Raw genomic sequence first — 12734 nt, 5'->3', positions numbered from 1 at the left:
GGAGCCCCTGTTTGCGCGCGCATCCAACTGGCTGACGGGGCAGACGTCAACCGGTGCAGCGCACCACCGGGGTCAATTCCCATGGAATGGCAGCCGATCGAATTTGCATGGGACGGGCGCGGCGCTTGCGCCGGAGATCAGCGGCCGATCTGCCGCTCCAGCCGCCGCGCCGCGCGAAAATCATCCAGGTGCTGGATGTTCGGCGCCAGCGCGGCTTCCCTGGACAGCAGATGATACACCCGCGCGACCGTGCGCTGCTTCTGCTTGGTCCGCCCGGGCGGCAGCGCCCGCGCCTTGCGGAGCGCGGCGATCGCGTGCGCGCGGAAATAATCGTAGGCGTCCGACATGGCTCGATGCTCTGCGGCAGGTAGCAGGTGTCGAGAGGGTAACGGGCGAGTGGAGAGGCGGTTCCTTGGCGAAGATCGTAGCCCGGATGAGCGAAGCGACATCCGGGGCGACTGATCCCGCATGTCGCTTTGCTCATGCGGCTACAGGTCTCGCGCTTGCGAGCTTACCGCGGCGACAGGAACGGAATGATCATCGGCACGCGGCGGCAATAGGCGCCGTAGGCGTCCTCGCCGAGCTCCTTGGAGAGGAACACCTCTTCCATCCGGCCCTTCTGCCACATGCCGAGCGAGATCAGGATCGCGCCGAGCATCGCAGTCACCGTGCCGACCGCGATGCCGGTCGCCAGCATGCCGGCGATCAGGCCGGTGTAGATCGGGTGGCGCACGATGCCGTACGGCCCGGTGTCGATGACGCGATGGTCTTCCTTGTGGGTGATGGTGTTGGACCAGAACTTTCCGAGATGCAGCCGGCCCCACCACGTGAAGGAGATTCCGGCGAGCACGATCAGCGCCGTGATGTAGACGGCCGTATTGCTGAACACCCAGAGCGGCTTTTCGTTCAGCACTTCGGCGGTCCACGGCGTAAACAGGATTCCGCCGACCAGGATCGGAATGCGATAGCGGCCGGACTCCAGCGTCATCACCTGCTTTTGCGTGCGCCCCTGCCAGAACGAGGCGCCGACCCAGCTGGCGAGCCAGGCGAGCCAGATCAGGGCGAGCAGTTGCGTCGGCCAGGTCGTGGTCCAGCCACCCCAGGCGACAGAGAGAAGCTTGCTGAAATCGAAGGACATGAAGGTTCTTTGCGTTGGGCGGAGCGATCAGCTCGCGCGCGAGGAGAGCGCGTGATGCTTGATGGCGCCGGAGGCCTGCTGACCGTTGCGGGCGAGCAGATGGGTGATGGTTTCGCGCAAGACCGGCTCGATCGGACGCGGCGAATAGCCGAGCTCGGTGCGCGCCTTGCCGATCGAGAGGTCGCTCGCGGCGAGCGCGATGCGCACGCCCTCGGCGGTGCCGTTGGGCGGCCGGCGCGTGACGTGATCGGCGATGTATTCGAGCATGATCGCGGAGAGCTCGGCGATCTTTCCGGGCACGACGACCGGAAACTGCCGGCGGCCGCTCATCGCCGACATCATCCGCAGGATGTTGCCGAGCGGGACGCAGTCGCCGCCGAGAATGTAGCGCTGGCCGATGCGGCCGCGTTCCATGGTCAGCACGAGGCCCATGGCGACGTCGCGGACGTCGACCAGGTTGACCAGGAAGTTGAGATGCGGCTGCACCTTCTTCTGGAGGAAGTACCACAGCATCGCGGTCGGCGGCGTCAGATTGTGGTCGGCAGCGCCGATGGGCATGGTCGGCGTGCCGATCACGAGCGGGAAGCCCGCGGCCGCCGCCTTTGCGGCATGATGCTCGGCGAGCGACTTCGATCGCGTATAGGCGCCGGGCATCGCGTCGGCCGGTTGCAGCGCCTCTTCGGCGGGAACGCCTTTGAGGTCGGAATAGGGGAACAGGATCGATTCGGTCGAGCAGTGCAGGAAGCGCGAGACACCGCGCTTCATGGCAGCCGCGAGCACGATCTCGGTGCCGCGGCAATTCACGTCGTGAAAGTCCTGCTTGTTGGCGACCCACATGCCGGGCAGGCCGGCGAGGTGATAGACCTGATCGACACCGGCGATCGCAGCATCGACCGCGGCGCCGTCCAGCACCGAGCCGTGGACGTGTTCAACGTCGGCATTCGCTGTGGCCGGCACCCGGACATCAAGAACACGGACCCGCTGCCCACGGGCGCGGAGCGCTTCGACGAGATGATGTCCGATGAAGCCACTGCCACCGGTAACCAGGACGAGAGCCATGCAGAAGGTTGCTGTTTCGCTTTTGGAGTTATCGGGTCGAAAGGGAATTGGTCGGAAGAGGCGCCAGAATCGCGGCAAGGTCGCGACGGAAGCCCAAGGCAATGAACAATTTTGCCATCACGAACATCGGTCCAAGCAAAAGATGCGAAGGAAAAGTGAACAACGAGGCCTCGCGGCCCTCGAAAACCTTGTGGCCGATGGTCTGCGCGGCGAAGCCGAGCACCACCAGCGTGGCGAAAATTGCCCACATGGCCGTAGTGCTGACTTGCGCTGCGGTCGTTGTCGCAACCGAAAATAGGACGACGGAGACGGCCAGAATGCCGAGCCCGAGCGCCATGTCGAGCAGCAGCCAATAGATCAATACCGGCAAGGCGAGGACCACCGCCAGGCTGACGTTGAAACCGAGCAGCGGAAGCTTGACCAGCGTCAGCGGCAGCACGGCGCCGGTGAACAGCAACAAAATGCCGACCACATGCATCGCCGTGTTCCGGGGATCGCGATGGTACTCAACGTAAACGGCAAGTTGGCGCTGAAAAAAGCCACCCATTTCGGTCTCATGCTGCACGGGGTCAGGAAGGGCGAACAGAGGCTATAGCACTGGACCCGGCGGTGCACAAACCGGCGCTTTTGTCGCGCCAAGCCGTGCTGATGCGCCCCGGGACAGGCTGCAAAACGCCAGCGCCTCAAAGGGTTCCGCTCGCCGCGGAACCGCGTTCGCTCAGCGCTTCTTGGCGGGTTTTTTCGCCGCAGGCGCAGGGGCCGCAGCCGGACGCGGCTCCTCCGGCAGCTTGGCATAGGTCAGGATCTGCAGCTGCCCGTTGACGGCCGAGGTCGGCTTCGCCCGGTCGAGAAATTGCTCCTCGCCGAGGCCGATCGGATGCAGCCGCTTGGTCGAGATCTTGAACGTGTTCACCAGCACGTCGCGGATCGCGTCTGCCCGCCGCTGGCTCAGGATCGCATTGGCCTCGCGCGTCTTCGAATTGGATTCGACGTGGCCGACGATCAGGAACGTGTAGGGCAGCAGCGAGGCATGTACCAGCGCATCGGCGATCCGGCCGACGGTCTGGTAGGACGCCGGCTGGATGATCGGCGTGTCAGCGTCGAACTGGATCTGCGCATTGAAGGCCGGCAGCTTGGCGAGGTCAGGCGCGATCAGCGGCCGGTTCACGGGTCCCGGATCGTTCTTGATCCTGGTCTTGGCGCGCTCCATCACCTGCTGCTTCAGCGCGGGCAGATCGACCTCGGCGGCCTCTTCGAAATGATTCAGCTTGCCGACGATGTCGTCGCGGGTCGGCGCTGCCGTTTGCGCGCCGGCAGTGCCCGCGAGCAAGGCGAGCCCCAGCGCAACGATCGTTCCGGCAGTGAAGAGCCCCTTCGCGCGCATCAGCGGTACCCCGCGTCGTCGACGGCCTTCAGGCAGCTGTTGCTGATGCCCTTGGGCGTCGAGACCAGGCAGGGGACCGATTTGCTGGTCTCCTTGGTCGAGCCGCCGCAGACCTTGACGATCTCGCGCTGGCACGCGTTCGCCACCGTGACGCGCGCGGCGACGCGCTTCTGGATGGCGTCGAACACGCCGAAATAGTCGCTCGCGCATTGCGGGGACAGCACGTCGCGGTTGCGCGACAGGCACTCCTTCAGCCGGTTCGAATCCGGATTGACGCCGCGGCAATTGGCGACGATTTCCGCGCCGCAGCTCGCCGCCAGCTTTCCGATCGAATCGCCAAAGCTCATGGTCTCCGCCGCCGCAAGCGACGGCATCCCCAATGCAAGCACGATCAATGTGATGGAGCCCCGGAACATGGGTTTATCTGATACGGGGAAGTTCGCGATGGTCAAGGGCTGTTCGGCGGAGAACCGTCGGGAGTCCGGCCAGTGCGGCGAACAGTCCTCACTCGGCGGCATCGGTGCGGGCGGGAAATTCGATCTCGGCGACCATGTGTTTCCCCAGCTCGTCGGCGACCTCCGGATCGGCCTCGAGCTCGGCCAGCGTCCGTGGCGGGGGAAGCTGCCGGCCGTCCGCGATCAGTTCCTGTGCGTAGAGCGCGAGGGCCTCAGGCGCATTCTCCAGGGCCTCGTCGACGTCGTCACCGCCGGAGATGCAGCCGGGCAGGTCGGGAAACCACAAGCCGACGGCCTCGTCCGGGCCTGCGTCCTCGATGATGGCGATGTAGTGGGGCATGCTGGCCTCACGCCCTTTGCACGAAGCTGTCCACGACCTTCTTCTCGCCGGCCTTGTCGAAGGCGATGGTAAGCTTGTTGCCGTCGATCCTGGTGACGCGGCCGTAGCCGAATTTCTGGTGGAAGACGCGATCTTCGAGCGAGAACTCCGAGGTCGTGCCGGTGGACTTGGCGACCAGTTCGCCCTCGATGGTCAGAGGCCCGCGGCGGCGCGAGGAGAAGCTGCCGAAATCGGGTGAGGACGAGGCGGAGGAGAACGTGGTGGCCTCCTCCTCGAAGCCGCCCCGGCCGCCGCCGCTGCGGCCACCTTGACCGCCTCGGTTGCGATTGGCCTGCGCCCGCTGCCAGCCCGGCGTCGAATAGCTGGAGCCGAACGCCTCCATGTCGTCGAAGCGCGAGGCGCCGTAGCCGCCGGTGCCGCCCCAGGCCGAGCCGCCCTTGGATTCCGTGATCTCGACATTGGCCGCCGGCAATTCGTCCAGGAAGCGCGACGGGATCGTGGTCGACCAGGTGCCGTGGATCCTCCGGTTGGTCGCGAAATAGATCTTTGCGCGGCGGCGGGCGCGGGTGAGGCCGACATGGCCGAGCCTGCGCTCCTCCTCGAGGCCGGCGCGGCCCTGTTCGTCCAGCGTGCGCTGGCTCGGGAACAGGCCTTCCTCCCAGCCCGGCAGGAATACGTTGTCGAATTCGAGGCCCTTGGCCGAATGCAGCGTCATCAGCGACACCGCGTCGTCCTCGGCGCCGCCCTCACGGTCCATCACCAGCGAGATGTGCTCCAGGAACCCTTGCAGGTTCTCGAACTCCTCCATCGAGCGCACCAGCTCTTTCAGGTTCTCCAGCCGGCCCGCGGCGTCCGCCGAGCGGTCCTTCTGCCACATCTCGGTGTAGCCGCTCTCGTCGAGCACGATCTGGGCGAGATCGGTATGCGCGGTGACCTCGCGCTGGGCGCGCCAGCGGTCGAACTGGGCGACGAGGTCGCGCAAGCTTCCGCGCGCCTTTGGCTTCAGCTCGTCGGTCTCGACCACCGCGCGGGCTGCCTCGAACAGGGGAATGCGGCGCTTGCGGGCATGGTCGTGCAGCATCTGCACGGTGGCATCGCCAAGGCCGCGCTTCGGCGTATTGACGATGCGCTCGAAGGCGAGGTCGTCGGCCGGCGAATTGATGACGCGCAAGTAGGCCAGCGCGTCGCGGATTTCGGCGCGCTCGTAGAAGCGCGGGCCGCCGATGACGCGGTAGGGCAGGCCGAGGGTGACGAAGCGGTCTTCGAATTCGCGCATCTGGTAGGAGGCACGCACCAGGATCGCGATCTCGTTGAGCTTCTCGCCCTGGCGCTGGAGCTGCTCGATCTCCTCGCCGATGCCGCGGGCTTCCTCTTCGGAATCCCAGGAGCCCGTCACCGTGACCTTCTCACCGTCCTGATCCTCGGTGCGCAGCGTCTTGCCGAGCCGGCCTTCATTGTGCGCGATCAAATGCGAGGCGGCGGCGAGGATGTGGCCGGTCGAGCGATAGTTGCGCTCGAGGCGGATGACCTTGGCGCCGGGGAAATCGTGCTCGAAACGCAGGATGTTGTCGACCTCGGCGCCGCGCCAGCCATAGATCGACTGGTCGTCGTCGCCGACGCAGCAGATGTTCTTGGTGGCGCCTGCTGCAGATGCCGTCATTCCGGAATTCGCCGCAGGCGCAGACCCGGAATCTCGAGCTGAGGACTCATTTCCAGATTCCGGATTCGGCTCTTCGAGCCGCCCCGGAATGACAGTGGAGGCGGGCTTTGCCGGCGCCTGCGACAACAGCCGCAGCCACAGATATTGCGCGACGTTGGTGTCCTGGTACTCGTCGACCAGGATGTATTTGAAACGCTGCTGATACTGCCGCAGGATGTCCGGGTGCTCGCGGAAGATCCGGATGTTCTCCAGCAAGAGATCGCCGAAATCGGCCGCGTTCAGGATCTTCAGCCGTTCCTGGTAGCTCGCATAGAGCTTGCCGCCCTTGCCATTGGCGAAGACAGCAGCCTCGCCCGAGGGCACCTGCGACGGCATCAGGCCGCGGTTTTTCCAGCCGTCGATCAGGCCGGCCAGCATGCGTGCCGGCCAGCGCTTGTCGTCGATGTTCTCGGCCTGCAGCAGCTGCTTGAGCAGCCGGACCTGGTCGTCGACGTCGAGCACGGTGAAGTTCGACTTGAGCTGCGCCAGCTCGGCATGGAAACGCAGGATGCGGCCGCCGATGGAGTGGAAGGTGCCGAGCCACGGCATGCCCTCGACGGCATGACCGAGCATCTGGCCGAGCCGATGCTTCATCTCGCGCGCGGCCTTGTTGGTGAAGGTCACCGACAGGATCTCGGCGGGGCGGGCGCGGCCCTGGCTCAGGATGTGGGCGATGCGCGTGGTCAAGACGCGCGTCTTGCCGGTGCCGGCGCCGGCCAGCACGAGAACCGGGCCGTCCAGCGTCTCCACGGCCTCACGCTGCTCGGGATTGAGGCCGGAGAGGTATTTCGGACCCACCGAGGCGCGCGCACGCGCGGCGATGCCGCCGGCTGCGGGCTGGTGGTCGGGGACATTCTGGGACGTGATCTTGCTCGGCTCGGTCATGCGAATCATTGGCCCCACGATGGCACCGCGGGGTGACGGAAGGGAGCCTTCTTAACAGGGATTGGTGCCTATATGGGGCGCCGGGGACAGGTTTTCCACGTGCGCGGCAGGCCGATTTGTTCCAGCGCCGGCCGCGAATTTCGCCCCCGCACGGGCCGGAACCATCGTTCCCGCGTCGAGATTGTCTGGGCAAGTGGCGCGGCCAGCCGCGTCGACGCAGACAACATCAAGACGAGGGTTTGACCATGCTAGGCTGGGTTGTGACGTTTCTGGTTATTGCACTGATCGCCGGCATCCTGGGCTTCGGCGGCATCGCCGGCGCCTCGATCGAGATCGCCAAGATCATCTTCTTCATCGCGGTGGTCCTGTTCCTGGTCTCGGCCGTGGTCAGCCTGGCGCGCGGCCGCAACAGGATATAGCGCTATCCTCGCGGCGCATCCTTCGAGACGCCCGCCTTCGGCGGGCCCTCAGGATGAGGGCAGAGTGTGCGGCAGCAGTCTCGAAGAGCGCAAATGCCGCTTAGCCTCATCCTGAGGAGACCGCGAAGCGGTGGTCTCGAAGGACGAGGCGCGCGCTCAGACCGCGGCCATAACGCTGCGGCAGCGCTTTGAAATTACCGCTTCGCGGGCATCGCCACGCTCCGGCCGATGCCCTCGGGCCGCGGCACCGCGCTGTGGGCCTTGGTGACCGCAGCGATGCGCTCGCTTATATCGGGCGGAAACGGCGCGACGCGCCGTGCATTCATGTCCATGTGCAGCGACATGTTCTCGGACGTGGCCGACAGCCAGCCCTCAGTCGCGTGCCGCATCTCCTCGAACGTGTGCAGCCGCTTGTCGTCGGCCTCCAGCAGCCAGACGAAGATCTGCACGGGATCGCCGAGGTGGATCTCGCGCAGGTATCTGACGTGGCATTCGGCCGTGAAGGTCGAGCCGCCTCGCTCCTTCATGTAAGTCGGCCCGATGCCGAGCTCGCTCCAGAGCTGGTCGATCGCGCGGTCGAACATCACGTTGTAATAGGCCATGTTGAGATGGCCGTTATAGTCGATCCATTGCGGCTCGATCTGCATGATCGAGGCGCGGAACGGCTCGGCTTTGGGCGCTGAGGCGGTGGTCTCCGGCATGTTTCCTTCCAGCTATGCGTCCGGTCGCTTGACTTGACCGGTTTTATGTCCTTTGCCACGGTTCTTCTTTCGGGAGGAATTCCGTGGGTACGACCATCACCAATAATCCGCCGCGGCCGGAGCCGAAAGCCCTCGCGAGCACGCTGGAGCAGCTTGCCGCACGCTTCGGCAACCGCCTCATCACCTCGCAGGCCGTGCGCGAGCAGCACGGCCATACCACCACATGGATCCCCAACCAGCCGCCGGACGGCGTGGTGATGGCGCAGGAGACCGCCGACATCCAGGACGTGGTGCGGATCTGCGCCAAAAACCGCGTGCCGGTCATTGCCTTCGGCACCGGCACCTCGCTCGAGGGCCAGGTCAACGCGCCCGCGGGCGGCATCTCGATCGACCTGCGCGACATGAACAAGGTGCTGGCGGTGCATGCCGAGGATCTCGACTGCGTGATCCAGCCCGGCGTCACCCGCAAGGCGCTGAACGAGCATCTGCGCGACCAGGGCCTGTTCTTCCCGATCGATCCCGGCGCGGATGCTTCGCTCGGCGGCATGGCCTCGACCCGCGCCTCCGGCACCAATGCGGTGCGCTACGGCACCATGCGCGACAGCGTGCTGGCGCTGAAGGTCGTGCGCGGCGACGGCGAGATCATCACCACGGGCACGCGCGCCAAGAAGTCGTCCGCGGGCTACGACCTCACGCATCTGTTCGTCGGCGCCGAGGGCACGCTCGGCATCATCTCCGAATTGACCATTCGCCTGCGCGGCATCCCCGAGACGATCGCGGCGGGCGCGGTGTCGTTCGAGAGCGTGCACGGGGCCTGTCAGGCCGTCATCCTGGCGATCCAGACCGGCATTCCCGTGGCGCGCATCGAGCTGCTCAACGCCGCGCAGGTCAAGGCCTGCAATGCCTATTCGAAGCTGACGCTGCCGGAGACGCCGCTGCTCTTGATGGAATTCCACGGCAGCGAGATCGAGGTCGGCGAGCAGTCCAAGGCGTTCGGCGAGATCGCAAGGGAGTGCGGCGGCGGCGATTTCGCCTGGACCACCAAGCCCGAGGACCGCACGAAGCTCTGGCAGGCGCGGCACGACGCCTATTGGTCGGTGAAGGCGCTGCGGCCCGGCGACAGCATCGGCGTGGTCGCCACCGACGTCTGTGTGCCGATCTCGCGGCTTGCCGATTGCGTCAGCGAAACGGAGGAGGATCTCAAGCGGCTCAACCTGCTGTCGCCGATCGTCGGCCATGTCGGCGACGGAAATTTCCACTGCTCGCTGGTCTGCGACGTCAACGATCCCGACGAGATGGCACGCGGCGAGGAGTTCATGCATCGCCTCGTCGAGCGCGCGCAGGCGATGGACGGCACCTGCACCGGCGAGCACGGCATCGGCCAGGGCAAGCAGAAATATCTCAAGGCCGAGCTCGGTCCCGAGGCGCTCGATGCGATGCGGTCGTTGAAGAAAGCGCTCGACCCGCTCAACATCTTCAACCCCGGCAAGATCGTGCCGGAGGCTTAGCGCACAGTCCGCGCAATCCAGGCCGGCTGGATGCGGGAAGCCGTTCAGCGCGAATGTCCGGCACTGGCGCAATAGATGCGGCCCGCGCGATGGGCGCGGGCCGGTGCGAGTTCATGCCGGATCGGCTCAATACCTGCGGTAGTCGCCGCGTGCCGGGCCGCCATAGCCACCACCATAGCCACCGCCGTAGCCACCGCGGCCCATGCCAATTCCGATCCCGATGCCGACACCCACGGCTGCGGGCGGGGGCGGCGGGGCACGCTCGTAGACGACCACTTCGTCGGGCGGGGGCGGCCGACGCGGCTTCGGTGGCGTCTCGACCACCTTGCGCTTCGGCGGGGTGTCGACGCGTTTCTTGATGGTGGGCGGAACGCTCGGATTGACGGGCGTCGCCGGCGTCGGAGTCGAGCACGGGCAGGTCGGCGCCATCGCAACGGCGACCGGGGCGGGCGTCGCCGCGGCGGCAACGGGCTGGCCATAGTTGCGGTTCTGCACGCGCAGCAGCAGCCTGCGCGCGGTGGCAGCCAAATCGCTGTTGTCCCAGTTCGCCAGATAAGCCTCGAACGAGGCGCGTGTGTTGATCGCGGTCGCGCGCTCCCAGGCCAGCATCTGGCGCCGGCGCTCCAGCACGGTGCGCAGGCGCGGCGTGCGGGTGTCCTGCGCGTAGAGCTCGATATAGGCCTGATAAGCGGGCACCGTGTCCTCGGTGATCACGAGCTCATAGGCGACCGGGGCCGGCTTGCCCTGCAATTCCTTGCGCCAGTCCTCGAGGCTGCGCGTGGCACTCGCAAGCGCCATTGAAGCTGCGCCTGGAAGGGCGGACGTCTGGACGCTGCTCTCGCCGAAGAACCTGAAGTCCGTGGTCAGCGACGAGCTCTCCCAGGGGATCTGCCGGCCGTCGGTCGATTGCGCCACGGCGACACGGATGCGCTTGAACACCTCCTCGATCGGCAGATTGGGCTGCTTGGCGATGGTCAGCGCAGCGGCGGTGTAGGGGCTGTCGATGCCGTTGCCGTCCTCGGCTTCGGCGCCGGGCGAGGTCGAATAGGAGATGAAGGAGCCGGGCGCGCCGGCCTTGGTGTCGACGATCGCAAGTCCGTGGCCGGCGCCGCTGAGCGCGGGGAACGGATTGTTGCGGCAGGCATCGAGCATGAAGATGCGCGCCCGCGTCGGCAGCGCGCCGAGCGTGTTGAGCAGGTCGTTCAGCCGCACGCCCTGGAGCGGAATGTCGGCCTCGCGCTTGGGGTCGAGATCAACCGGCACCAGATAATTCTCGCCGTCGATCTGCAGGCCGTGGCCGGCATAGAACACCAGTGCGACGGTATCGGCGCCGCTGGCACCGACCTTGCCGGCGAAATCCGAGATCGCCGCGCGCATCTCGTTCTGCGACAGGTTGGCCGCAGTGGTGACGGTGAAGCCGGCATTGCCGAGCAGCTCCGTCATGCCTTTGGCGTCGTTGGCGGCGTTGGGCAGCTCCGGCACGGCGCGATAGGCGGATTGGCCGATCACCAGCGCAAGCCGCGTTTCGGCGGCGGCGCCGGTCGGCGTCATCAATTGCGTGAGCGCAAGAAGCCCGGATGCAAGCAGAAGATTGGAAAAGGTCGGACGGCGCATGATGTCACCTCGATCGGCAATACGCGCGATGATGTCACTCTTTCTACGTTTGCGCCATGCGGCCGTCTGTGCGCTGGATCACGGAGCGAGCCGATCTTCCACGGCTACAATCGATCGACCGCCCTGAACGTCCCGTCCTTCTGGATCACCGTCAGGAACACCTTCGGCGGCGTGTCGATCATGCGCGCGCCGACAGTGACGATGGTGCCGCTGATGTCGAAACGGCCGATATCGTTGATGGTGCGCAACAGGCTCGCGCGCGTCGGCTGCGGTCCGGCCTTTTCCAGCGCCGCGGCCGCGAGGCGACCGGAGATATAGCCTTCGAGCGACACGAAGTCCGGTGTCAGCGTCGGATCGAACGCCTGCTGCGCCCTCTGGTAGTCGGCGACGAGCTTGAGCGAGCGGTCCCAGGGAAAAGGCACGACCTGCGAGACGATGACGCCTTCGCCGTCCGGGCCAAGCTCCCCGGCGAGCGCGTTGGCGCCGACGAAGGAGACGTTGACGAAGGTCGGAGCGAAGCCGCTGCGGCGCGCGAGCTTGATGAATTCCGCGCAGGGGCCGTAGGTCCCGACCATGATGACGGCTTCGGGCTCGGCGCGCTTGATCATCCGCAAGGCCGCGGCCACCGCGCGGGTGTTGCGCTCGAAAGTGCCTTCGGCGGCGAGTTCGAGGCCGCGCCTCGCAAGCGCCCGCTTGACGCCGAGGAGGCCGTCGCGGCCGAACGAATCGTCCTGGTAGAAGATGCCGATGCGGGTGAAGCGGCGATCCTCGGTGAGGTGCTTGACCCAGGCCTCGGCCTCCGCGCCGTAGCTCGCGCGGATGTTGACGACGTTGGGAAGCTCGAGGTCGCGGAGAAATTCGGCGCCGGTGAAGGGGCCGATGAAGGGAATGTTCCTGGTGCTGGTGATCGGAATTGTCGCGATGGCGGTCGGCGTGCCGACCGCGCCGATCAGCGCGAACACCTTGTCGTCCTCGATCAGGCGCAGCGTCTGCGTCACCGAACGATCGGGATCGTAGCCGTCGTCGCGGCTGATGAGCTGGAGCTTGCGGCCGTGGACGCCGCCCTTGTCGTTGATCTCGGTGAATGCCGCGACGATGCCTTGCCGCATGCGCTGTCCGAGCGCGGAGGAGGGGCCCTCGAGTGCTGCCGCCTGACCGAACAGGATCGCGTCCTCGCCGACGCCGACTTCGTCGCCCTTGGCGGAAAACGTTGCTGCGGCCAACAATGCGATGGTCAAGCCGACGTAGCTCGCGAATGGCGATCGTGACATGAGGATGCTTGCCGGATACAGGACGCGTTGTGGAGACGATAAATCCTGCGGGCTGAACAGGACGCTAATTTGTGCCGCGTCGACGGTCCGTAAGACTCCGGGTAAAATCGGCAAGTTACTGCCACTCTGCCGGAACTTTCTGGGCAATCGTTAACTAAGCCGCGCGATGCGCGGCGGTGCGGTTTGCGAAATTGGGCAGTTCTTAACCCCGATCCTGGTCCGATAGTCGCGCCGGCGGCTCAACCAGAAGTTCGTGCCGCC

General features: G+C 65.9%; 13 protein-coding genes. 2 read left to right on the top strand and 11 right to left on the bottom strand.

What is annotated here, in order from left to right:
- Positions 1 to 137 precede the first annotated feature (137 nt).
- The 8 genes from FJV43_RS09290 to FJV43_RS09255 form a co-directional block, all read right to left on the bottom strand.
- Positions 138 to 347 carry a hypothetical protein gene (locus FJV43_RS09290; protein WP_194392389.1) on the bottom strand — a complete coding sequence of 70 codons (210 nt, stop codon included), beginning with the start codon at positions 345 to 347 and terminating at the stop codon, positions 138 to 140.
- Between the two features lie 164 nt (positions 348 to 511).
- Positions 512 to 1138 carry an isoprenylcysteine carboxylmethyltransferase family protein gene (locus tag FJV43_RS09285; protein ID WP_212471266.1) on the bottom strand — a complete coding sequence of 209 codons (627 nt, stop codon included), beginning with the start codon at positions 1136 to 1138 and terminating at the stop codon, positions 512 to 514.
- Positions 1139 to 1165: 27 nt separating this feature from the next.
- Entirely contained in the window at positions 1166 to 2197 is a 1032-nt protein-coding gene (locus FJV43_RS09280; RefSeq protein WP_239626379.1) for an NAD-dependent epimerase/dehydratase family protein, read from the bottom strand.
- A 28-nt stretch (positions 2198 to 2225) separates the two neighbouring features.
- Complete coding sequence (locus FJV43_RS09275; protein ID WP_239626377.1) at positions 2226 to 2744, bottom strand: Mpo1-like protein; 519 nt, start codon at positions 2742 to 2744, stop codon at positions 2226 to 2228.
- Positions 2745 to 2915: 171 nt separating this feature from the next.
- Positions 2916 to 3581 carry an OmpA family protein gene (locus FJV43_RS09270; RefSeq protein WP_239626375.1) on the bottom strand — a complete coding sequence of 222 codons (666 nt, stop codon included), beginning with the start codon at positions 3579 to 3581 and terminating at the stop codon, positions 2916 to 2918.
- Entirely contained in the window at positions 3581 to 3997 is a 417-nt protein-coding gene (locus FJV43_RS09265) for a hypothetical protein (RefSeq protein ID WP_239626373.1), read from the bottom strand. Before FJV43_RS09265 ends, FJV43_RS09270 begins: the two co-directional genes overlap by 1 nt.
- 88 nt (positions 3998 to 4085) lie before the next feature.
- Positions 4086 to 4376 (bottom strand): type II toxin-antitoxin system HicB family antitoxin, encoded by a 291-nt coding sequence (locus tag FJV43_RS09260; RefSeq protein ID WP_239626371.1) that lies wholly within the window; start codon positions 4374 to 4376, stop codon positions 4086 to 4088.
- A gap of 7 nt (positions 4377 to 4383) precedes the next feature.
- Positions 4384 to 6969 carry a UvrD-helicase domain-containing protein gene (locus tag FJV43_RS09255; RefSeq protein ID WP_239626369.1) on the bottom strand — a complete coding sequence of 862 codons (2586 nt, stop codon included), beginning with the start codon at positions 6967 to 6969 and terminating at the stop codon, positions 4384 to 4386.
- A gap of 236 nt (positions 6970 to 7205) precedes the next feature.
- Between FJV43_RS09255 and FJV43_RS09250 the strand changes: the two genes are divergently transcribed.
- Positions 7206 to 7379, top strand: a complete 174-nt coding sequence (locus FJV43_RS09250) for a DUF1328 domain-containing protein (protein WP_239626367.1) — start codon at positions 7206 to 7208, stop codon at positions 7377 to 7379.
- A gap of 194 nt (positions 7380 to 7573) precedes the next feature.
- Here FJV43_RS09250 and FJV43_RS09245 read toward each other — a convergent pair whose 3' ends face one another.
- Entirely contained in the window at positions 7574 to 8080 is a 507-nt protein-coding gene (locus FJV43_RS09245; protein WP_239626365.1) for a thioesterase family protein, read from the bottom strand.
- 83 nt (positions 8081 to 8163) lie between these two features.
- Here FJV43_RS09245 and FJV43_RS09240 point away from each other — a divergent pair, with 83 nt between their 5' ends.
- Positions 8164 to 9588 (top strand): FAD-linked oxidase C-terminal domain-containing protein, encoded by a 1425-nt coding sequence (locus FJV43_RS09240; RefSeq protein ID WP_239626363.1) that lies wholly within the window; start codon positions 8164 to 8166, stop codon positions 9586 to 9588.
- A gap of 126 nt (positions 9589 to 9714) precedes the next feature.
- Here FJV43_RS09240 and FJV43_RS09235 read toward each other — a convergent pair whose 3' ends face one another.
- Together FJV43_RS09235 and FJV43_RS09230 are read right to left on the bottom strand one after the other, a co-directional pair.
- The gene (locus FJV43_RS09235; RefSeq protein WP_239626362.1) at positions 9715 to 11202 is read right to left on the bottom strand and encodes a caspase family protein; all 1488 of its coding nucleotides are present in this window, start codon (positions 11200 to 11202) and stop codon (positions 9715 to 9717) included.
- Positions 11203 to 11306: 104 nt separating this feature from the next.
- Positions 11307 to 12473 carry an ABC transporter substrate-binding protein gene (locus tag FJV43_RS09230; RefSeq protein WP_239626360.1) on the bottom strand — a complete coding sequence of 389 codons (1167 nt, stop codon included), beginning with the start codon at positions 12471 to 12473 and terminating at the stop codon, positions 11307 to 11309.
- Positions 12474 to 12734 lie beyond the last annotated feature (261 nt).

It is taken from the genome of Bradyrhizobium sp. I71 (assembly GCF_022354745.1).
GTDB lineage: Bacteria > Pseudomonadota > Alphaproteobacteria > Rhizobiales > Xanthobacteraceae > Bradyrhizobium > Bradyrhizobium liaoningense.
The sequence above is the reverse complement of the archived record's forward strand: the minus strand, read 5'-3'. Positions and strand labels throughout refer to the sequence as shown.

Excerpts from the sequence above, each read along its gene's own strand:
- FJV43_RS09290 (WP_194392389.1), bottom strand. The coding sequence starts at position 347 with ATGTCGGACGCCTACGATTATTTCCGCGCGCACGCGATCGCCGCGCTC.
- FJV43_RS09285 (WP_212471266.1), bottom strand. The coding sequence starts at position 1,138 with ATGTCCTTCGATTTCAGCAAGCTTCTCTCTGTCGCCTGGGGTGGCTGG.
- FJV43_RS09280 (WP_239626379.1), bottom strand. The coding sequence starts at position 2,197 with ATGGCTCTCGTCCTGGTTACCGGTGGCAGTGGCTTCATCGGACATCAT.
- FJV43_RS09275 (WP_239626377.1), bottom strand. The coding sequence starts at position 2,744 with ATGGGTGGCTTTTTTCAGCGCCAACTTGCCGTTTACGTTGAGTACCAT.
- FJV43_RS09270 (WP_239626375.1), bottom strand. The coding sequence starts at position 3,581 with ATGCGCGCGAAGGGGCTCTTCACTGCCGGAACGATCGTTGCGCTGGGG.
- FJV43_RS09265 (WP_239626373.1), bottom strand. The coding sequence starts at position 3,997 with ATGTTCCGGGGCTCCATCACATTGATCGTGCTTGCATTGGGGATGCCG.
- FJV43_RS09260 (WP_239626371.1), bottom strand. The coding sequence starts at position 4,376 with ATGCCCCACTACATCGCCATCATCGAGGACGCAGGCCCGGACGAGGCC.
- FJV43_RS09255 (WP_239626369.1), bottom strand. The coding sequence starts at position 6,969 with ATGATTCGCATGACCGAGCCGAGCAAGATCACGTCCCAGAATGTCCCC.
- FJV43_RS09250 (WP_239626367.1), top strand. The coding sequence starts at position 7,206 with ATGCTAGGCTGGGTTGTGACGTTTCTGGTTATTGCACTGATCGCCGGC.
- FJV43_RS09245 (WP_239626365.1), bottom strand. The coding sequence starts at position 8,080 with ATGCCGGAGACCACCGCCTCAGCGCCCAAAGCCGAGCCGTTCCGCGCC.
- FJV43_RS09235 (WP_239626362.1), bottom strand. The coding sequence starts at position 11,202 with ATGCGCCGTCCGACCTTTTCCAATCTTCTGCTTGCATCCGGGCTTCTT.
- FJV43_RS09230 (WP_239626360.1), bottom strand. The coding sequence starts at position 12,473 with ATGTCACGATCGCCATTCGCGAGCTACGTCGGCTTGACCATCGCATTG.